19 protein-coding genes are annotated in these 21447 nt (G+C 43.0%); 10 read left to right on the forward strand and 9 right to left on the reverse strand.

The genetic code is table 11. The features are described from left to right. Positions 1-18: 18 nt before the first annotated feature. Both HPK16_RS00250 and HPK16_RS00255 read left to right on the forward strand, forming a co-directional pair. Complete coding sequence (locus tag HPK16_RS00250; protein WP_181675023.1) at positions 19-666, forward strand: GntR family transcriptional regulator; 648 nt, start codon at positions 19-21, stop codon at positions 664-666. A 22-nt stretch (positions 667-688) separates the two neighbouring features. Continuing rightward, entirely contained in the window at positions 689-1501 is an 813-nt protein-coding gene (locus tag HPK16_RS00255) for a polysaccharide deacetylase family protein (RefSeq protein ID WP_181675024.1), read from the forward strand. Positions 1502-1995: 494 nt separating this feature from the next. Here the strand turns inward: HPK16_RS00255 and HPK16_RS00260 are convergent, their stop codons facing one another. After that, on the reverse strand, positions 1996-2757 hold the full coding sequence (locus HPK16_RS00260) for an alpha/beta hydrolase (protein ID WP_181675025.1): 762 nt from the start codon (positions 2755-2757) through the stop codon (positions 1996-1998). Positions 2758-2923: 166 nt separating this feature from the next. Between HPK16_RS00260 and HPK16_RS00265 the strand changes: the two genes are divergently transcribed. Further along, a complete protein-coding gene (locus tag HPK16_RS00265) occupies positions 2924-3811 on the forward strand; it encodes a diacylglycerol/lipid kinase family protein (protein ID WP_181675026.1) in 888 nt (295 codons plus the stop codon). Between the two features lie 319 nt (positions 3812-4130). Here HPK16_RS00265 and HPK16_RS00270 read toward each other — a convergent pair whose 3' ends face one another. After that, positions 4131-4862, reverse strand: coding sequence for a sirohydrochlorin chelatase (locus tag HPK16_RS00270; protein ID WP_181675027.1), 732 nt, complete (start codon positions 4860-4862; stop codon positions 4131-4133). Between the two features lie 215 nt (positions 4863-5077). Between HPK16_RS00270 and HPK16_RS00275 the strand changes: the two genes are divergently transcribed. Further along, positions 5078-5419: a GRAM domain-containing protein gene (locus HPK16_RS00275; RefSeq protein ID WP_181675028.1), complete on the forward strand. Its 342-nt coding sequence runs from the start codon at positions 5078-5080 to the stop codon at positions 5417-5419. A 48-nt stretch (positions 5420-5467) separates the two neighbouring features. On the opposite strand, the gene HPK16_RS00280 is transcribed toward HPK16_RS00275, so the two are convergent. Next, entirely contained in the window at positions 5468-6340 is an 873-nt protein-coding gene (locus HPK16_RS00280; RefSeq protein ID WP_181675029.1) for an ROK family protein, read from the reverse strand. A gap of 155 nt (positions 6341-6495) precedes the next feature. On the opposite strand from HPK16_RS00280, the gene HPK16_RS00285 reads away from it, so the two are divergent. Both HPK16_RS00285 and HPK16_RS00290 read left to right on the forward strand, forming a co-directional pair. Further along, positions 6496-7638 (forward strand): serine hydrolase domain-containing protein, encoded by a 1143-nt coding sequence (locus HPK16_RS00285; protein ID WP_181675030.1) that lies wholly within the window; start codon positions 6496-6498, stop codon positions 7636-7638. Between the two features lie 71 nt (positions 7639-7709). Continuing rightward, a complete protein-coding gene (locus HPK16_RS00290; RefSeq protein WP_181675031.1) occupies positions 7710-8093 on the forward strand; it encodes a hypothetical protein in 384 nt (127 codons plus the stop codon). A 39-nt stretch (positions 8094-8132) separates the two neighbouring features. Here the strand turns inward: HPK16_RS00290 and HPK16_RS00295 are convergent, their stop codons facing one another. After that, positions 8133-8600 carry a DUF986 family protein gene (locus HPK16_RS00295; protein WP_181675032.1) on the reverse strand — a complete coding sequence of 156 codons (468 nt, stop codon included), beginning with the start codon at positions 8598-8600 and terminating at the stop codon, positions 8133-8135. A 203-nt stretch (positions 8601-8803) separates the two neighbouring features. Between HPK16_RS00295 and HPK16_RS00300 the strand changes: the two genes are divergently transcribed. Together HPK16_RS00300 and HPK16_RS00305 are read left to right on the forward strand one after the other, a co-directional pair. Next, a complete protein-coding gene (locus tag HPK16_RS00300) occupies positions 8804-9403 on the forward strand; it encodes a hypothetical protein (RefSeq protein WP_181675033.1) in 600 nt (199 codons plus the stop codon). Between the two features lie 15 nt (positions 9404-9418). Continuing rightward, complete coding sequence (locus HPK16_RS00305; protein WP_181675034.1) at positions 9419-10039, forward strand: hypothetical protein; 621 nt, start codon at positions 9419-9421, stop codon at positions 10037-10039. Positions 10040-10094: 55 nt separating this feature from the next. On the opposite strand, the gene HPK16_RS00310 is transcribed toward HPK16_RS00305, so the two are convergent. The 5 genes from HPK16_RS00310 to HPK16_RS00330 all read right to left on the reverse strand — a co-directional run bounded on the left by HPK16_RS00310 (position 10095) and on the right by HPK16_RS00330 (position 15916). Beyond that, positions 10095-10955, reverse strand: coding sequence for a PTS mannose transporter subunit IID (locus tag HPK16_RS00310; RefSeq protein WP_118907471.1), 861 nt, complete (start codon positions 10953-10955; stop codon positions 10095-10097). Between the two features lie 20 nt (positions 10956-10975). Next, entirely contained in the window at positions 10976-11794 is an 819-nt protein-coding gene (locus HPK16_RS00315; RefSeq protein WP_181675035.1) for a PTS mannose/fructose/sorbose transporter subunit IIC, read from the reverse strand. A 100-nt stretch (positions 11795-11894) separates the two neighbouring features. Then, positions 11895-12383 carry a mannose/fructose/sorbose PTS transporter subunit IIB gene (locus HPK16_RS00320; protein ID WP_181675036.1) on the reverse strand — a complete coding sequence of 163 codons (489 nt, stop codon included), beginning with the start codon at positions 12381-12383 and terminating at the stop codon, positions 11895-11897. Then, positions 12383-12805, reverse strand: a complete 423-nt coding sequence (locus HPK16_RS00325; RefSeq protein WP_181675037.1) for a mannose/fructose/sorbose PTS transporter subunit IIA — start codon at positions 12803-12805, stop codon at positions 12383-12385. The genes HPK16_RS00320 and HPK16_RS00325 overlap by 1 nt, the downstream gene beginning before the upstream one ends. A gap of 300 nt (positions 12806-13105) precedes the next feature. Continuing rightward, a complete protein-coding gene (locus HPK16_RS00330; protein ID WP_181675038.1) occupies positions 13106-15916 on the reverse strand; it encodes a sigma-54-dependent transcriptional regulator in 2811 nt (936 codons plus the stop codon). 202 nt (positions 15917-16118) lie between these two features. Here HPK16_RS00330 and HPK16_RS00335 point away from each other — a divergent pair, with 202 nt between their 5' ends. Together HPK16_RS00335 and HPK16_RS00340 are read left to right on the forward strand one after the other, a co-directional pair. Continuing rightward, positions 16119-16754, forward strand: coding sequence for an FMN-dependent NADH-azoreductase (locus tag HPK16_RS00335; RefSeq protein WP_181675039.1), 636 nt, complete (start codon positions 16119-16121; stop codon positions 16752-16754). 202 nt (positions 16755-16956) lie between these two features. Continuing rightward, the gene (locus HPK16_RS00340; RefSeq protein WP_181675040.1) at positions 16957-21384 is read left to right on the forward strand and encodes a 2-hydroxyacyl-CoA dehydratase; all 4428 of its coding nucleotides are present in this window, start codon (positions 16957-16959) and stop codon (positions 21382-21384) included. Positions 21385-21447 lie beyond the last annotated feature (63 nt).

The following is a 21447-nucleotide window of genomic DNA, read 5'->3' on the forward strand; positions in this document are numbered from 1 at the left end:
ATCAAGGGGAGTCAATGAATGAATAAACCTGGGAATGAAACACTGGAAAGCAAGGCGTACCGAATGATCAAGGAGAAGATTCAGCGCGGAGAATTTCAAGTGGGGCAACGTCTGATTGAGGCGGATGTTTCGCGAGAACTTGAATTGAGCCGGACTCCGGTTCGGAAGGCTTTTGCGATGTTGACGGTGGACGGATACTTGGAATTTGAGGATTATAAAGGGGTCATTGTAAAAAATTGTGCGATTACAAAAGAACGGTATATAGAAATGCTAGATATTATGGAGTTGCTCCTAATAGGTACCATCGATAAAATAGAGGCGAAATCACTTATATTTTCGAATCGCCGTGTGCTTGAGAAAGCTACTGATTTTTTGAAACTGGAAGAGGCAACAGAGCGACAATGCATGGAATACCAACGTTGGTTTTTAAATGAGATTTTGAGTTATGCTAAAAATGAATATTATTTGCAGGTTGTCAATCAATTTTATGACGATTTATTGGAGTTTGGTGAGCCAGATGTTTTTCAATCCGCGACCAAACTCTTTGATAAAACCCTCGATAATTATGTAGCTTGCGGTCGCTGTATGGAAGCACGTGATTACGTGGAAGCTCGCGCTATTGTAAAGCAAATTATTAACGACCGGATTTTATTTATTTTCAGATAAAAAAGGCAAAAGGAGTTTTTACATGAAGCAATATTTACGTATAAGTTTTGCTATTTTTTGTTGTTTACTGATCGCGGCATGTGGTCAGAACGAAGCGAAGCCGTCAGAACCGGTACCGCAAAAGAAGCCAGCACCTATGACAAAAGAAGTAGAAGCACCAGTGCAACTCGGAACAGATATGAATCCAGAAACGCTGCAAATCCCTGTTTTGATGTACCATTCTATCAATACGAATGTGAAAAATAATCTGATTACTCCTCCGAATGAATTTGATACACAGATGAAATGGCTAGCGGATAATGGCTATCGTACGCTGACGCTTGCGGAACTTGCTCCTTTGCTCGAAACGGGTAAAAATGTTCCAGACAAGCCAGTCGTCATAACGTTTGACGATGGATATCAAGATAATTATACGAATGCTTATCCGATTCTTAAAAAGTATGGCTTGAAGGCAAATATTTTCGTGATTACAGATAAAATTGCAAAAAATAATCATTTTGATGAGGTCGCTTTGAAAGAGATGAGCGCGTATGGCATTGAAATGGAAAGCCACACGGTTCACCATCACGAATTAAATACGCTTTCCTATGAGGAGCAGTTGAAGGAGTTGCAGGACTCCAAGGCTGTTCTAGAGCATTTGACAGGCAAAAAGGTGAATAGTATTTGTTACCCAGTAGGGCGTTACAATGAAGACACAGTGCGCGCAGCAGGGGCAACGGGGTACACGATGGGATTCACGACAGAAGTTGGAAAAGCGAATAAAAAGGACGGGATGTACACATTACCACGCGTCCGAATGGTTCCAGGAATGTCGATGGAATCAGCTATAAAGTAAAAAATAGTCTGGGGCATAACCCAGATAAATCGGCGAGAAGCGCTCGTATTGTTGGGGCTGTTCGAAACGAAGTGAGTTACAGCCCCAATATGCATGAGAGCAGAGCGAGCATGTAATCCTTCCCGGCTGTTCAAAACAAAGTGAGTTACAGCCCCAATATGCCTATGAGCAACGCGAATAGGCGGTCATTCAAGGTTTGTAGAACAAGGATTGTGCTACTTCTTTAAGGTTCTGCTACACAAGAGCAGTTTCGCTTAACTTCTTACATGGTCGGGGAAGCTACTCCCTCCCTGTTTTTGTTGTGGTTCTTTGAAGCAAAGCGAATTAGAACTTCAATATGCAGAAGAGCACAGTGAGTCTGCCTTCCTCGTTCTCACCAAATCCCCTTTATACAAACGCTTTCGCTCAATTTGTATAAAGCAGAATTTTCGTCCTACCCGAAGAAAGGGGAGGGCGCTTTTGCTTTGTCTTGAGTTTTGTCTCAACCTCTTTTTTTACTTTACAGAGAAATGCTCATGCAACCAATGAAGGCCAAGCGTTTCAATTTCGTCTAACTGCTCCATAAATCCGTGATCAGCGCCGTCAAGCTCGATTATTTTTGTGCCGTCTGGAAACAGTTCGGAGCCTTGCTTTGTAATCTGTGCAAGCTTCTGTTCTAAATCGCCCTCTGTACCGTGAATCACAAGAACTGGACAGTGAACATTTTTCAGGGTAGCAGCTTGGTCCATATGATCAAAATCGGTCAACATTTGCTTATCCAACACGATTTCAGAACGCCAAGGATCATCGACATAAAAAATCATGCTACCATTGCATTCACATTGCGCGACCTGCTCTGTTGAAAAATTATCTACGTGTTGATAAGCAATAGCGCCAGTAACTGGTCCGGTCAACACCATGGTTTCAATGTCTGGTTCATAGCAAGTTAAGGATAACCGTCCGCCAAGGCTGTGTCCCCAAAAAGCGAATTTCTTCATTCCAATCTGGTAGCCATATTTTTTTGCGGCTTGTAAATCTGCCACTTGTTTTTCAAAATGGATGGCTGTATCATCACTTTCTCCGTAGCCACCGCAATCGTATGTTAGTACATTATAGCCGTTTTGTTGTAATTTTAAGGCGAAGCGATCGAACCGCCCGCTCGATGATTTATTAGATAAGAAACCGTGTGTCATAATGACGATAGACTCTGAAGGAGCGGCATAAAAATGACCAACTAGCGTCAATCCGGCTTCATTTTTGAATGTGATTCGTTCCATTTTTAATCCTCCTTACAATACCCAAGTAAAATACTATGTTTTAACTGTAACGCCAAATGAGCAATTTTTCAAGTAATAATTCCTCGAGTTGGTGTGTTTTTGCTGTTTTTATGGTGCGGGAACAGGGTATAATGAAAGGGAGTATATTGAAGGAGAGTGTTACATAATGGGAAAAGCATTATTGATTGTGAATCCTTCCTCTGGCAAAGAGAAAGGAAAAGTATACAAGGATCGGGCGCATCAAGCGTTGCTAAAGCGTTTTGATGAGGTGGAGGTCAAAGTGACACAAAAAGGCGGAGATGCAACGGAATTCGCTCATGAGGCGGCTGATAATGGCTATGAAGCGGTTATCGCGATGGGGGGAGACGGCACGCTGAATGAAGTCATTAATGGCATTGCTGAGAAGCCGCATCGACCAGCATTTGGCTTTATTCCACTGGGTACGGTGAACGATTTAGCTAGGTCTCTCGGCGTTCCATTACGAGCGGATCGTGCCATAAAAGCGCTTGAAACAGCTCGGAAACGGCCGATGGATATTGGTAAAATTGGTGATACATACTTCATGAATGTGCTCGCGGCTGGGATGATTGCGGAGGCTGTTGATAAAGTGAGTGTGGAGCAAAAGACGAAATTTGGTTCTGTCGCCTATTTTGCGGAAGGGTTAAAAGCATTTGCGCGTCACGAATTGCTAGAATTTGAAGTGAAATATGATGATGGGGAATGGGATGGTAAAGCGGGGTTAGTTATCGCCAGCTTGACGAATTCAGTTGGAGGTATGGAGCAATGGGCGCCAGAAGCCGAGGTGGATGACGGTCTAATTCATGTGTTTATTTTAACGAAACTGGGCTTAATTGATGCCGCCAAAATTCTGCCGCAAATCGCTTTAGGTACGCTGAAAAAAGCAGATGGCGTGATGTATTTTTCCACGACAAAACTGGACATTTCTTGCACAGATCCTGATGTGAAGGTCAATGTTGACGGCGATCCTGGAGATACGTTCCCTATCCAAATTGAAGTTTTGCGGGAACATTTGGATGTATTAGTGCCTAGTTAACATAGCTTACCATTCAAACATGAGTCCGGGACATAACCTAGATAAATCGGCGACAAGCGTTCGCATTCATGGGATTTGGCGGACTTCCGGCTCTTCTACACTGCGTTTCGCATAACTTCTCACATGGTCGGGGAAACTACTCCCTCCCTGTTTTCAGTCATCACATACACCAGTATGCGCAGCTCTCCGGTTTCCACCAAATCCCCTGGATACAAACGCTTTCGCTCGATTTGTTTAAAGCAGAATTTTTCGTCCTACCCAAAGAATTAGGAGGGCACTTTTGCTTTATCTTGAGTTTTGTCTCAACCTCATGTTTGAATCAACCGGTTAGTTCGGTGATTTTATGAAGAATGGCTTGTTCTAGCAATGGGTGATAGTGAAATGATTCGCAAAGTACGGTGTCGCAGTCTGGATATAATTTCTGTAAATGTAGCCGTTCTTGATCAATCGCAACGACGTGAGCGCCTGTGAATAGGAAATAAGGGAGAATATAGATTTTCTCGAATTTAGTGACCAGCTTTTCTAGTACTTTTGGATAGCATGGTTCGCCTTTGATTTCACTATGGAAAACAGGTAAGTGTAGCTGGGATTCTAGTAATTGAGCCACATTATAGAGGCGATTGGCGGGTTCATTATCGCGCTCATTGCCAAGCCCTACAAGCAGAACGGCCTCTGAATTCGTGAAATTGATATTGGTCTCTAATATTATTTCCTTAGCTAGTGCGATTATCTCTGGATCGAAGCCAAATGTTTTGGTCATTTTAATCGTTATTTCAGGGTGTTTCGTGGTAAGGGAGTCGAGAATTTTAGGGATTTCATATTTGATGTTTATCGCTGAAAATAGAAATACTGGAACGACGATGAGTTCATCTGCCCCAGCTGCGATAGCCTTCTCACAGGCGATTTCGATGGTAGGATAGCTCATGCTTAGAAAACCTAATTCTTGGATTGTTTCGGGTCTTTTTTTTCTAATTTCGGTAATAAATGTACGAAATTCTGCATTGCCCTCGGCTAGTTGTGTGCCGTTACCGATATAAATTATTGCGCGCAAAATGATTAACTCCCTCCAAAAGTGGTGTATGGCGTTGCTGTATACTCTACATTTTAACCTGCATAGAGGTGTAAGCCAAGTTGTTTGTGTAAAAAAACATTTTAAATGTCACCAAATTGTGACGGATGCTAAGATGTGACAAGAGTTGAGAAATCATAGGGAACGATTGTAAATAGATGGTGGAAGAAATAGGAGAGAATAAGGAGGAGCAATGTATGGGTGAGTCGCTAGATGTTGTCTACAAAGGGCTGGCGAATCTGAAAAATGGTTTTAAACCGGTTCCTGGAAAGCTTTATGTGACGCAAGAGTATTTGATTCACAAGCCAAATGATTATTTTGCGGAAGATGTTATGATTCCTTTTGAAGATGTGAGGCGGATTGAGGGCGTGATGACGAAAATTTTAGGACGGGATATGTTATCTAATTTACTTGAGGTGGAGACAAACGAGGGGCACATATTCCAGTTTGTGATTAATAAGCAGAAGAAATGGTTGGCGGCTTTAGAAGAAGTACTCGCAGAACGCGGGGAAGCGGAAAAATTGATTTGGATTAAGTAGAAGATAAGACCAAACGCTCGAAATAGTGGCGCTTGGTCTTATTTGTGGTTAACCGTTAATCTGATTAAAATTCGCGACGGCACCAATGAGGTTTGCATCATTTCCGAATGCGCAGGAAACGAGTGTTGGCGCTACTTTGGCGATTGTGATTTTCTGTAGTAAATCATCGAGTTGTGCTTGTATGGCAGGGAGGAAATCGGGACGCTCGCTGACACCGCCGCCAATCACGATGAGCTCTGGGTCGTATACATATTGTAAATTAAAGATACCTTTTGCGAGATTTCGGAACATGCTGTCGATTTCTTGGGTAGCAATCGGGTCACCGGATTCCTTTAACTGGAAGGCTTCGATGCCGCTTAAAGAGGCTAAACCTTTTTGTTTTGCGATGCGTGAAGCGGCATTGACCGCGGTTCCTGTGTCGCTTAGATTTTCTAGCTTGTCATTCATAATCATATAGCCGAATTCGCCACCGTGAAGATTGGCACCGGCGTGGATTTTGCCATTTTTGATGACGGCGCCACCGATTCCTGTACCGATGATAAGGAAGAGGATATCGTTGGCTTTTTTCGCTACGCCAAGCCATGTTTCGGCTAGTGCTGCACAATTCGCATCATTTTCGAGTGTGATGGGTAGTTCTAATTTTTCTTCTAGTAGTTGTCGGAACGGAAAATTGTGAATGTATGGAATTGCGCTGGCACCATCGATAATACCGCTTTCATTATTAACAGCTCCGGGACAGCTGAAGGCGATACCTGACAATGGATGCGTATGGTATGTATTTTTAGTGGTCTGTAGTTGATTTATGAGTGTATCCAGCGTGTCTGGTGTCTTGAACTTGCCCTTGGATAGAATCGTTCCGTCTTGCTCTATTAAAGCGTATTTGACGGCTGTACCGCCCATGTCGAATGCTAACAATGTCATATTTTTCGAACTCCTTTACTCTGAATTAACTCAAGCATACGTGTATTGTTCTGAAAAAACAAGAGGGAATAAAAAGAAAGATGAAAAATTATTTTACAATTATATTACAAAGTGTTACAATTATGTCGTACTTATTATAACAAGGAGGAAATAAAATGCATGTGAGCAGAACAGAGCGGGCGCAAAAGAAACGCAAAACGCGGCGTCTAGGAATTATTTTTACAGTCATTGCTTGCTTTTTATTTGGGGGATTAGGGAGTGCTTATTTGTTTATGCAGGCACATTCTAAGGTAACAGCAGACGAAATGAGTATGAACGAGGAGTCGACGGCAAATGTGAAGGCGAACATCGTGATTGATCCACATGCCTCGCTCAAAACGAAAATTGATTTAATTCTAAAGAAACATCAATTTAATGGGGCGGCATATGTCGTCAAAGATAACAAAACCATTATAAATCAGGGCTATGGCGTGGCTAATAAAACGACTGGGGAAGCAAATACAAGTCAAAGCTTATTTTTTATAGGGTCGATGGAAAAAGCGGTGGTCGCAACAGCAATCATGCAATTACAGGAAAAAGGATTGCTGAACGTCGAAGATCCAATTGCGAAGTATTTTCCTGAGTTTCCGAATGGACAAACCATCAAAATTAAGAATTTCCTAGGGCATACTTCGGGCTTAGAGGGTCGTAAAAAAGGTAACAACAAAGTGACATCGCAGCAAATTTTGGAGCAGATAGAGGCTGCTGGTATTAAGCGCCAACCGGGTACATGGGACTATCAAGATGATAATTATGCCGTGATGGGAAGATTGGTTGAAAAGTTGTCGCATCAGTCTCTAGAGGCCTATTTGAAGCAGCATGTTTTGGCACCGGCTGGCATGAAAGCAACAAGTTTTGGTGATTCTTTTTTCACGCATCCTAATGAATCGGTGAGTTATAAATCAACGAATGGTGCGTTGACGAAAACGAGCTTTGTGCAAGATACATCGCAACTGTTCGGTGCTGGAAATATGTATATGCCACCGCGAGATATTTATCTATTTAATAAGGCGTTAACAGATGGTAAACTGGTGAATCAGGCGAGCTTGGCACGTATGCTTAAGGCTGGCGCTGGAAATTACGGTTATGGCTTTTATACGCGGCCGAATTTTTATATTTCTCGTGGCGTGCTCTATAACTATGAGACGATTAATAGTTTTTCGAAAGATTACCGGGACGCTGTCATTGTTTTTTCTAATATTCGGATGGAAAAAGATAATGGTGCACTTGTGAAAGAAATTTATAGCGCGATGCAGTAAAAAATAGATGCGATTTGCCAATTTCATGCTATAATATACAAAAGCGAAAAAACTTCAGGAGGAATTTTTTAGTGGAAATTAGGATTCAGAAAAAGCTTGCGACTGGGCAAGTTAGATTTGAAAGTGATTTCGGCACGTGTGAAGGAATTTGGAATGATGACGAGCCGGAGTCGAATCGCAAATATACGGTAGATATCGAAATACCCCAGCATTTGACGGCGGAACAATTGGCGGAGAGCGACGAGAAACATTGTATTTTAGAAAAGACGGAAGATGCGCGTATTCACGTTGTTGGACAACTAGAAGACTATGAGGAGGACGGTTTTGCCGTTTTGCGATTAGAGGATAGTATCATTTGTTTTAACACCCAATACGATGAACAAATCGAAGCCTTACACGGGAAATTTATTGAGTTTGAAGTAGAACGAATTCATTTAAGTAAAGTAGGTATTTAAAAAAGTAGCGTTTGGGAGTTTTGCCCAAACGCTACTTTTTTAACTTTTTTCCGCAAAGACTTTTAGCATCTGTTCTAAATCTTCTTCATTGCGAACGAATAGGAGTAAACGTTGACGACCGGTTTCGATTACAAGTACGCCGTCTTCGGATAGGTTAATGCGTTCCATTTTTTTGTATTCAAAGAAGAGGAGTGCGTAGAAGAAACCATGTTCCTTGAAGATAACGCGCCCTTTTCTGATGAAACAAATATAGAAGAAGAGAATGCCCAGAATGGCTAGTAAGACTGACGTGGAAGTTGGCCCGTGACGTAAAAACGCGTTCGAGATAAACAGCATCGCAATCAAGCCAACGAATATGTATCCATCCCATTTCCCTCGCGAACGAAGCGGGACACTAAGAACGGTTTTACCTTTCCAAAAATGAAGAATGACGCCATCATAAACGGAAAATAAAAACGCGCCGATAATCATGACAATTAAGAAAATATTTGTTGCATCCATGCTCATTATTTTACACCTGCATTCATTAAATTCTGCTCTCATTGTATCATTTTCTACCTAAAAAAGGAACCGAATCACATCGCTAGTTCGCTTATTTTTGAAGATGCTAACGGGAAGAGGAAAAATGTTCTTGTGAAATATCGAATTAAATACTATAATGAGGATTCGAGTCATTGTATACAGCGGAGAAAAGGGAGGAAAAAACAATAATGAAAAGGCTACCAATTTTATTTTTAGCGTTCGGTTTAGTATTTATCGCAGGGTGTTCCAGTGAGGCGACGACGGACAGTGTTACAGAGAAAAAGAAAACCGTAGAGGTAGAGAAAATGAAAGTTGTAGAGAGTACAAAGGGAACATGGTCGCTTGAAATTCCTTCGAGTTGGAAAGAGGACAAGGACTTACTCACAGATGATACAGAGCTTGCTGTAAGTCGGGATGATGACAACGTTTCTATTACTGGTTTAACGGAAATGAAATCAGAACTAAAAGATTATGAGGGCGGGATCAGCTTAGCATCGTACCAAAAAATCGTAGAAGAATTTCCAGAAGACTATGGTGTGGACAAACTTCCTGCATTCAAAGATATAAAGTTGAATAATTATCCGGCAAAATTAAGTGAGTTTGAGACAAAAGAATCGGGATTTACCTACTTAAACCGCTTATACCTCATTGAAATGGGGGACTTTTATTTACAAGTTTTAGAATATGGTCCGAAATCAAAAATGGAAAAATATAATGATGAAGCGAATAAAGTGATGGATTCGATTCGAGAAACACCGAGGAGCGCGGAGAGAGAAAAAACCATATAAAAAGGGGAGCGTATTATGAAAAAGAAATTAATAGTTGTAGCGGCACTGATTATCGTGATCGGTGGTGTGTTACTGTATTTGAACCACATGAATTATTGGCCGTTCCAAGATGAAAAAGCAGCTGGCATTCCAGATGGTGAGATTAAAAGTGTAGATACGACATCGAAAAAGGATGAATTATCATTGCTATTAGCCGCAAATGGTGAGATAGCGTATAATATAAAAGCGAAGAGTATGAGTGTTTATTTTGATGTATATGATCGAGACAAGCGTGTGCGTCATGATATTGTAACAGAGGGAATGAGTGAAGAAAATACGCAGATGAGTGAAAATCTTATTTGGGGGATTCCTGGCTTTGATGTTTTTAATGCTACTGAAATTCGTGTCATAATAAGCCAAGATGGAGCTTCTGCTCATGCTTCATACGCTATTCCTAAAGGCGTTTTTGTGGATGGGGAAAATAGTGGTGCTGAGACACACGCATTCGAGGATGGGAAAATAGAAAAAGGGAAAGAATATGTACTAGAAGCATGGAGCATTAGTAAAAAAGGTGGGATGGAAAGTTCAAGTGTTTTCTCAAAAGACTCACTAAAAGACAAAGATAGAACCGTTATCCTATACGTCGTTTTCAAATAAAAAAACAGGATTCCCCGTTATCGAATAAACGGAGAATCCTATTTTTATATCTAAATCAAGAACCAGGAACAGCGAAGATTCCAAGTACATAACCTACAATACCGAGTCCGAACAACATGAAGATAATCCACAGTGCATTGATTTTTTTCTTCAGTAGCCACATACAAGCGAATGTTAGTCCTAATGCAAGAATACCAGGCATTAAGCTATCTAGAATATCTTGTACAGTAGTAACGGTTTTCTTACCTTCTTGGTTCGTTGTAGTAGAGACAACAACTGGAATATCAATATTGGTCCATTTGTTAACCAGTCCACCCATAACGAATAGTCCGAGAATCGAGGCACCTTCTGTTAGTTTCTGGATAACACCACCGGCCATATCGGAAACAACATCGGTTCCTTTACGATATCCGTAGAAAACGCCCCAATAACGGAATCCAAGACGAACGGCGTTAAAGAGTACGAAGAATAGAAGTGGTCCAAAGATACTACCGGTTGATGCGAATGAAGCACCAAGGGCTGCGAATACTGGACGAATCGTTCCCCAGAAAATTGGATCCCCAACACCGGCAAGTGGCCCCATGAGACCTACTTTAATACCATTGATGGCAGCTTGATCGATTGGAGCGCCATTTGCTTTTTGCTCCTCCATTGCAGCGGTTACCCCTAAAATTGGAGCTCCCATATAAGGATGTGTATTGAAAAATTCAAGATGGCGTTTAATTGCTTCTGTGCGTTCTTCGCCTTCATATAAGCGATTGATGATTGGGACAACGGTAAAACAGAATCCCAAAGCTTGCATACGTTCAAAGTTCCATGAACCTTGGAATAGGTTGGAACGAATAAATACAGACATTAAATCACGTTTTGTCAGCTTTTTCTCGCCAACGGTTACTTTTGCTGTTTCGCTACTCATAATTTGGTTACCTCCCTTTTTTAGTCGTCTAGGTCGTCATCCAGATCGTTCGCTGGTTTAGACCCACCGCCACCTGCAGCGCCGTACTGGGCAAGTGCTTCTTTTAGATAATATTTAGGGCTCAATTGGATGTAGACAATAGCTGCTACAAGTCCAAGAACACCAAGTGCTACTAAGTTGAACGTGGTGAAGGCTGCGACTACGAAACCTAGGAAGAAGAAAGGCATTAAGTATTTCGCTTGCATCATGTTAATAACCATCGCATAACCGACAACAACGATAAAGCCACCGGATACGTTTAGACCGTTAACAAGCCAATCTGGTATTGCGTTTAGCATATCCGTTACGACACTTGTACCCATTGATAGGGCAACGATTAAGACTGGAATTGCAATCCGCATCGCCTGAAGGAGCAAGGCCGTGACGTGGAGCATATCTATTCCCCTCAGATTCCCTGTTTCGGCCATTTTATCAGCTGAATGTTGGAAACCGACTGTAATTGTACGAACTAGAATCGTTAAAACTTGACCAGCAGCAGCAAGTGGAATCGCAAGTGAGATACCAACGCTGATGTCTTGTCCCCCTGAAATAACTAAGATTGTAGAAATTAATGATGCCAAGGCTGTATCAGGTGCAACGGCTGCCCCGATATTCATCCACCCAAGCGCGATCATTTCCAGTGAACCACCTATAATAATACCGGTTGTCATGTCGCCAAGTACAAGACCTGTAAGCGTACAAGCAATCAACGGACGGTGGGATTGCCACTCATCCAAGATACTCCCCATACCACAGATACAAGCTACAAGGAAGACGAGAACTATTTGTATCGGATCCATATAAAATTCCCTCCCAATTTTGCTTTCTTAAAATAAAATGAATAGAGCTAAATAAGTGTGTTACCTATTTTAAAAAAAATGCATACGCTAAAATCACGAATTACATGCCTTCTTTATCTAGCAGTTGAATCATCATTACTTTGTTATCTGCTGCAACTTTACGGATTTCAAGCTCAATGCCTTTTTCGTGGAGCGCTCTAAAAGAAGCAACGTCTTTTTCGTCCACAGAAACGGCATTGGTGATTTGTGTTTTACCTTCGCGAAACGCCATTCCACCGATGTTCACGCTCTTGATCGGAACGCCAGCTTCAACGAAACGCAATACGTCTGTTGGATTAGTGAAAAGTAGCATAACAGGAGTTGTTTCATATTTAGGATTATTGTAGGCACGGATACCTTTTTCAACATCTACTACGTTTGATACAACGCCTGGTGGTGCTACTTGTTTTAGTAGGGTGCTACGAATTTCGTCTTTTGCAACTTCGTCATTACACACGATAATACGCTCTACCTGTGTTTCTTTTGTCCAAACAGTGGCTACTTGACCGTGAATAAGGCGGTCATCAATTCTTGCTAAACGGATCTCCATTATAAATCATCCTCCTCGACATTTTTAAGTGATTGTTTTAGTGATTTAACGCCTTCGCTACCAGCTGTAAGGGCAATGTCTCGTAAATCTTCTAAACCGCTCACGGCACGCATGGATAGGGTTTCAAGCAACATCGGTATGTTGATTCCTGTTACGACATCCATTTTTTCTTTAGGTAAAGCAATTTGGCTAGCCGCATTATAGGGGCTGCCGCCAAATAAATCAACCATGAAAAGAACACCCTCAGAAGCATCAATAGCATCCAATTTTTCAGTGAACTTTTGAATTAATGTATCTGTGTTTTCCCCTGGAACGAAGGTGATGAACTCCACGTTATCTTGCTTACCAATAATCATTTCTGTTGATTTAAGCAATTCGCGGGCTGCTTCGCCATGTGTCCCGATAATGATACCTACTGGCATATTAATTCCTCCTTTTTCTGTTTGTTAGGATGTTGTTATCACCTCATGTATTTGCAAGGAGCGTGCCAATGTTTTGTATTCGTCGCGCTTGTTGCTTCGTGCGCCTAAATGGGGGCTAACTCATCCTGTTAAGTTATGTATGCTAGTAGATTGATACGGTAGGGATGCTGAATGATATACTATTGCGTACTAGAATATCAATCCGTACATACAGTGTTTATTACCCTAATACTATCGCTTAAAAACAATAAACTGCGAAAAAACTTCATAAACAGGAGTTTTTTCGCAGTAGCCGTTATTTTATTCGGTTGTTTGGTGCGTTTTGGTCAAGATATCATAAATATAGTATTGTTCATCATTTGTGAGAGTTAGCTTCATCGGTTGGAAGCAGGTGAGACTCGCTTCTTGGATGGCTTGGAAAATCGCTGTGTCGATGATTGCTTCACTTGACTCATGGTAGGTGAGGCTATCTTTTAAAACCATGCGTTCAACGGCGCACCCAACATGGATAAGCAGATTGATTTTGAGTGTGTTTTCCATGGTGTATTGTAGCTGCGTTTCGAGCATACTTGCGAATTTCAACAGGCTTGGCAGAATTTTTTTAGGATTGAGATACGTTAGAAATTCGCTGAGGCTGTCTTCAATGACTTCGCGGGCAATCCAGTTTGTCTCGCTTTTCTTGATGAAAATGTCGCGCTGTTTGACGAGTTGGATGATTTGTTCTTCTCCGTCCTTGGCAAAAAGTCGCTCGATTGGCAGGAACGGAATCTGGACTTTCGGATCATGGATACCAACAATCATCAGGATATCGTTTTCTTCTTGTAATTGATCGATTTTTTGATTGGCTTCGTGAACACCGATGGGAATGACTTTTATATTATCAGTGGTGATCGTTTCTAGAATGTGTTCGATGAAGGTTTGCAGTTTTTCGGCAGTGCCTTCGCCAGTTGCGCAAATGGTGACAATCGCGTGTGGCTTGTCGCTGAGCGTAGCTGTAGCCTCGGAATCGTAACCGCCGTAACCACGAAAATCTTTTAGCGAATCGTAAATGCTGTCTAAATCCATGTCGAGAATATTGGATTTGCGGACGGCTTCGATGACGGTAGCGGTGGAAACCATGTCGATTGTGCGAACCGGAATACCTGTGCGTTCGGAAATCACGGAGCCAAAACTAGTGAGTGAACCCATGTCAACAAGAAGTAAGACGCCGCGTCCCATATCGAGTTCCCGCGCGCGCTGGGTAATTTTGTCGAGAACGACTTTGGGGCTGAGATCAAGTGGCATATCGATACTGTCCACGAGGCCTTCGCCGAGAAGCTTCTTCGCGACATTAACCATACTTGTCGCGCTACTATTTCCATGTGTCGCAACAAGGACGGCAACACGATTTTCCTCTTGTTCTTTCAGCAACGAACTGATTAGCAAGGTTAAATAAAGGACCTCCATATTAGGCACGCGAATCTGAAATTCAGCTTCGATTTCTTTCTTCATTTCGCGCGCGATGGCATAGCTTTCCGGCTTATCATTGACGACATTTTCGATATTGGTGTATTTCAGCGGTTTGTTACTACGCGCTCGCTTGAGGAAAGAGGTGAGGTGTAGACTAAAAGCGAGCAGGAAACGCTCATTCAACTTTTTCCCGAGTTGTTGCTCAATCTTCACTTGGATATCTTCGGTGAAATTCAGAATATCTTCATTGACGATTTTCAAGATATTTTCGCGGTCGTGAATCGTATTTTTGAATTTATTATAGAAGCTATTGAGGTGCACATCGATGTCCATCGTGATAAATTTCTTGATATCCTCGTCCTCCACGCCTTGATCCATCAGGATGGACGCTTTGTCTTCAATGATTTTATACAAGTTGAAATCAGGCTCGTACTCGTCGGAATTGATGAGTTGTTTGCCGCGTTCTGGCATGATCACCGTATATGGATCGAGATATTTCGAGATTTCCTGCAATTCTTTTCTGCGCCCACTAAAATGGAAGAAACCGTCTTTGATGTTCATCGGTAGCGTTTTAAAGTTAATTAAGATTTCTTCGTCTTTATCAAAACTATTTAAAAAACCTTGCGCGCAGACGAGCTGAATATTCGATTTCAATTGACCAATATTACCAAAAGTGGTGTTACCAATCAACGCTTTTGCGGCTTCATCTTCAATCCGTAACGGCTTACTAATGCGGTGCGCTTCGTTTGAAAGTAGGTTCTTCAAGAGATCGACGCGCTCTTTAGCGGTACGTTCTTCCAAGCTTGGTAAGGAAATCACAATCGGAATCCGCCGAACAAAAGTGCGTAACAAAGAGGACTCAGGGTCTTCTGTCGTTGCACCAATGATGAGTACGTTCGATTTGCGGCGCCGATCCGTTTCGCCTAACTTATTAAATGTCCCCGTATCCATCAAGTAGAAAATCATTTCTTGACCTTCTGGTGGGAGACGATGAATTTCATCTAGAAATAAAATACCGCCATCTGCTTTTTCGACGAGGCCTTCTTTTTCATTTTCCGCGCCAGTAAAAGCACCTTTCGTATGACCAAAAATGTGAGACATCAGGAGTTGCGGGTTGTTATAGTAATCCGCACAGTTAAAAATGATGAATGGAGATTGGCTCGATAAGCGTTCGGCGTGTTGGGAATAGCGATACATCAAGTTTGCAAATAACGTTTTTCCGACGCCAGTTTGCCCAACTATCAACGTGTGCAGACCACTTGGCGGATAGAGTACAGCGGCTTTGGCTTGCTCGACTTGTGTTCGCAAACTGGCGTCTGACCCGATTAAGTCGTCGAACGGGCTTCTTTGTACCATATTATGACGGAGTATTTTTAGTAATGACTGGCAATTTTTAAATTCTAGTTCGTCATCTGGCAGCAAGCGCTCGATTTTTTCCTCGATGGCTTGGCGATCAAAATAGCGAACCGGCCGCCCTGCAATCTTGATGATTTTTCCTTGGCGGTGCAGTTCATTGAGCTCCATACTGACATTGTTTCGTAAAATATCGAGTGCATCTGATACTTCGGTTGCAGTGATGCCTTCATTTTGTTCCAATTGTTGCTTTATATTGTCATAGTCGTGTTGCTTTATATACTGATAAATACGCTCTATACGCTTCATTACGTATCCCTCCACTTTCTCTATTGGAAAAATAGTGTATTAATAACTATGATACACTAGTGAATTTCTGTATTTAGTTTAGCATGCTTTGCTGATTTGTCAAGCGCTTACAGGTTTTAGAGGTAATCTAAATTGACGAGCGAGGCGTAACTAGTATAGAATAATGAAGAAATAACTAAACAGAAAATGGGGTTGAATTCCTTTGACAAAATTATTATTTATTAAAGCATCACCGCTTCCAGATGATGTTTCACGCAGTATGGTTGTAGCAAGTGCCTTTTTAGAGAAGTATAAACAAGAAAATCCAGATGACGTGATTGAGCGTGTGGACGTGTATGAGCAAGATATTCCATTGATTGACGGTGCATTCTTGGCAGCTGGAAATGAGTTGCGCGCGGGTAAAGCTTTCACTGAATTAGACCCTGCAATGCAAGAGCAGTTGACGAAGTTTGATGCGTTGACACAACAATTTATGGATGCGGATCGTTATGTGATCGTGTCCCCACTTTGGAATCTGGGTATTCCTCCAATGTTGAAAGCCTATTTTGATACAGTGGTTGTTGCTGGGAAAACATTCCGCTACACGGCAAATGGTCCAGAAGCGTTATTGAAAAATAAGAAGGCGCTACAAATTCACGGCAGTGGTGGGGTTTATTCTACTGGTGAATCGGATCTTGAAACGCATGGTGAGCCTTATATTAACACGATCTTGAATTTCATCGGTGTGGAGACATTGCCGAGCGTGTTTGTAGAAGGTGTCGATTACGATCCAACGCGTAAAGATGAAATTTTGAACGCGGCGATTGAGGAAAGTGCTCGTCGGATTAGTTTGTTTTAATAAGAAATAAGGAACTAGGGATTTGCTTTCGGGCGGGTTCCTAGTTTTTACTTTACTTTCTATTATAAAAGTGTAAAATTATCCTTGTGCATAGTGTAACAATATTCTGTAGGTTTTAAAAGTGAGTAATCACTCATTATTGATTATTTTTGTGATTTCATGAGCAATCAAAATGTTAGCTAGGGGAAGGAATGATGGGGAAATGATTCATGTAGGTTTAGATGTAGGTTCGACGACGGCAAAAGCGGTGGCTTTAGACGCATCAGGCGCCATTGTTTTTCAGACATATCGGCGCCATTTCTCAGATATTAAAGCGGTAACATTGCAAATTATGCAGGATTTAGAGAAGACATGTGGCGAAACAGAGATGACTTTTAAGATTACCGGATCTTCGGGGCTTGCGATTGCGAAGTTCTTGAAGGTGGCGTTTATTCAGGAGGTTATCGCGTGCACGGAGGCTGTGGAGCAGGTGATTCCGGAGACGGATGTGGTGATTGAGCTCGGTGGCGAGGATGCGAAGATTGTTTATTTTTCTGGCGGGATTGAGCAGCGGATGAACAATGCGTGTGCCGGCGGGACGGGAGCGTTTATTGACCAGATTGCGATGCTGCTTCAGACGGATCCGAATGGCTTGAATGATCTGGCAAAAGGAGCGGAGATGATTTACCCGATTGCTTCGCGTTGTGGTGTTTTTGCGAAAACGGATGTGCAGCCGTTGCTTAATGAGGGTGCGCGAAAAGAGGATATTGCTGCGTCAATTTTTCAGAGTGTGGTGACGCAGACGATTAGTGGACTCGCTTGTGGACGCCCAATTCGTGGCAAAGTCGCATTTCTGGGTGGGCCGCTGACGTTTTTGGATCAGTTGCGGTATCGTTTTACGGAGACGTTGAAAATGAAAGAATCAGATATTATTGCACCGGCGAATGCCGAGTATTTTATTGCGCTGGGGGCGGCTTATAATGGTTGGAATGATGACCCGGTGGAGATAGAGGATATGATTGCACGGCTGCGTGATTTGGATTTTTCGAGTATGGCGACGGATACGACGATTTTGCCAGCTCTATTTACGCGTGCGGAGGATTTGGTTGCTTTTCGGGAGCGGCATAACCAGATGAAGGCGCCGCGCGGGGATTTGGCGAGCTATGAGGGCGACGTTTATTTGGGCATTGATGCGGGTTCGACGACGACGAAACTGGTGTTGATGGGCGCGGATAATGAAATTTTGTATTCGTTTTATGATAGCAACAAGGGAAATCCGTTGCAGTCTGTGATAGATGCGACGAGTGATTTGTATGAAATTTTGCCGGAAAAGGTGAAGATTCGGCAGTCGGGGATCACGGGTTATGGTGAGTCGCTGATTAAGGCTGCGCTGAAAATTGATGTCGGGGAAATTGAGACGGTGGCGCATTACCGGGCGGCGCGCGAGTTTTTGCCGGATGTTGATTTTATTTTGGATATCGGCGGGCAGGACATGAAGTGTATGAAAATGAAGAATCAGGCGCTCGATAGTTTGATGCTGAATGAGGCCTGTTCGGCAGGCTGTGGCTCGTTTTTGGAGACGTTTGCGCAGACGCTTGGTGTGTCAATTCAGGATTTTGCGGATAAGGCGTTACAGGCGCGGGAACCCGTTGATTTGGGCTCGCGCTGTACGGTATTTATGAATTCAAAAGTGAAACAGGTGCAAAAAGAGGGCGTTCAGATGGAGGATTTGTCGGCGGGATTGGCTTATTCGGTCGTCAAAAATGCCTTGCAAAAGGTGATTAAACTGCGGAGTCCGAAAGATATCGGAAACAAGGTCATCGTACAGGGCGGGACGTTTTATAACGAAGCGGTTTTGCGGGCGTTCGAACTTTTGACGGAGCGTGAAGTCGTTCGGCCTGACATCGCGGGAATGATGGGCGCTTACGGTGCCGCGTTGATTGCCAAGGAGAACTATGAAACGGGGGAAGTGACACAACTCCTCGTCCTTGAAAAATTGCGTGAATTCCAGGCAGAAACGTCCCAATCCAGATGTAATTTATGCAGTAATTCATGCCAATTAACGATTACGAGATTTGGTGATGATCGCAAGTTTGTCAGTGGAAATCGTTGTGAGCGAGGCGAAAGGGTAGAATCTGAGAAGAACCTACTGCCGAATTTGTATGCGTATAAATACAAGCGGGTGTTTGATTATAAGTCACTGAAAAAAGACGAAGCGACGCGTGGGACGATTGGTATTCCGCGGGCACTCAACGTGTTTGAGAATTATCCGTTATGGCACACGATTTTTACAGAACTCGGTTTTCAGGTGAAGTTGTCGATGAAGTCCTCGAAAAATTTATATGAAAAAGGGATTGAAACGATTGCGTCCGAAGCGGTTTGTTATCCGGCGAAATTGACGCATGGACATGTGATGGATTTGATTAAGAAGAAAGTAGATCGGATTTTTTATCCGGCGGTTGTGTATGAAAATAAGGAATTTGGTGAGGCAACGAATAACTTTAATTGTCCCGTTGTTGCAGGCTATCCAGAGGTGATTCGCGTCAATATGGATGCGTTAGAAGAACAGAATGTACCACTGATTGCGCCATTTTTGACGTTGGATAATGAGGCGGCTTTAGTAAAAGGGATGCATGAGGCATTTCCTGATGTACCGCGAAAAGAGATGGAGTTGGCGGTTGCGGCTGGGCTTCTCGAGGCGCGGAATTTCCGAGATGATATTCGCCAAAAAGGAGAAGAGGCGCTAGAATATATCGAGAAAAACAAGATTCGCGGGATTGTGCTTTGTGGGCATCCGTACCATATTGATCCGGAGGTGAATCACGGTTTACCGGAGCTGATTACGATGAATGGAATGGCGGTTTTGACGGAGGATTCGGTGTCGCACCTTGGCGAAATCAAGCATCCGCTCCGCGTGGAGAATCAGTGGAAATATCATGCGCGGCTTTACCGGGCGGCAAGTTTTGTCGCAGAACAGGAGAATTTGGAAGTTGTGCAGATGACTTCTTTTGGTTGCGGGTTAGACGCGATTACGACGGATATGGTGCAGGAAATTATCGAGGGGCATAATAAAGTGTACACGTTGCTGAAAGTGGATGAAATTAATAATCTTGGGGCGGCGCGAATTCGGATTCGTTCGTTAAAAGCAGCGATGGATGAACGGGCGCGTAACCATGTGCTACCAACGGAGATGCCAGCGCCGAAGCCACGTGTGATGTTTACGAAGGAGATGCGGAAAACGTATACGATTTTGGCGCCGCAACTCGCGCCGACGCATTTTGAATTGGTGGAAGCAGCCGGGCACGATGTTGGGTATAAGTTGGAAGTGTTGCCTGCCGTGACGCCACGCGCGGTGGATGAAGGTTTGCGTTATGTGAATAATGATGCGTGTTTCCCTGCGATTTTGACGATTGGGCAAATGATGGATGCGCTCAAACATGGGGACTATGATTTGGATAATTTGGCGGTTTTGATGACGCAAACAGGCGGTGGTTGCCGGGCGACAAACTATATTTCGATGCTCAAAAAAGCGTTAGGTCAGGCGGATTTGGATCATATTCCGGTGATTTCGCTGAATGCTAATGGCTTGGAGAAACAGCCGGGATTCAAAATTACACCAAAGGTCGGTGTACGTTTCTTGGTAGGGTTATGTCTGGGTGACGGATTGGACCGGATGCTGTATAAGACGCGTCCACATGAGGTGATACCAGGCAGCGCGAATAAATTGCATCGTCATTTTATCGAGAAGGGTAAAGAGGTGTTGGCGAATTATAGTCCATCGGCGTACGCGCAATTTTGTAAGGAAATGGTGATGGCTTTTGATAGTTTGCCGCTAAGAGAAGAAGTGAAGCCCAAAGTTGGGGTTGTCGGTGAGATTTTGGTGAAATTTCATCCTGGTGCGAATAATGATATCGTTGGGGTGATTGAGGAAGAAGGCGGAGAAGCGGTCGTTCCTGATTTTGTGGACTTCTTGCTGTATTGTTGTTACGACAGTCATTTTGCGGCGAATTCGTTCGGGATGTCGAAGGTGAAGTCGTTCGCGAAGCATAGTTTGGCGATTCCGGTGATTAATAAGTATCGGAAGCCGATGTCGGATGCGCTACGTTCGAGTAAGCGGTTTTGCGCACCTGAAAATATCGAAGTTATCGCGGAAAAAGCTAGCCGGTTATTGTCACTTGGAAATAAGATGGGGGAAGGCTGGTTCTTGACGGGAGAAATGATCGAGTTGCTAGATAGTGATGTACCAAATATCGCGTGTTTACAGCCTTTTGCCTGTTTACCAAACCACATCACCGGTCGCGGCATGATCAAAGGCTTGAAGAAAATGTACCCAGCGGCGAATATCATGTCCATCGATTACGACGCAGGTTCGAGTTCGGTCAACCAGCTAAATCGGATAAAATTGATGCTCTCCATCGCGAAGAAACAACTTGAAAAAGTGAGCGCGACCGAGTCAAAAGTCGTGGCTAAAAAAGAAGGCTTCCATCCGAAAGAAAAAATGGTGGATACGGCAAAGCGTGTTCGGGACTCCGTGCCAATTGAAAAAATCGGAAGTACAGTAAAGCGGGCACGTGAAGCCGATCCTGTTGGTCATATTGCTGGTAAAGTCAAGGCTTCTACCGAATCAGAAACAGTCCAAACAGAATCATAAAAATAGACGCGGGTTTCTTGATTATCAAGAAACCTGTTTGTTCGTAAAATAATTCACAAACAA

The organism is Paenilisteria rustica (genome assembly GCF_013820765.1).
In the GTDB taxonomy this organism is placed as follows: domain Bacteria; phylum Bacillota; class Bacilli; order Lactobacillales; family Listeriaceae; genus Listeria_A; species Listeria_A rustica.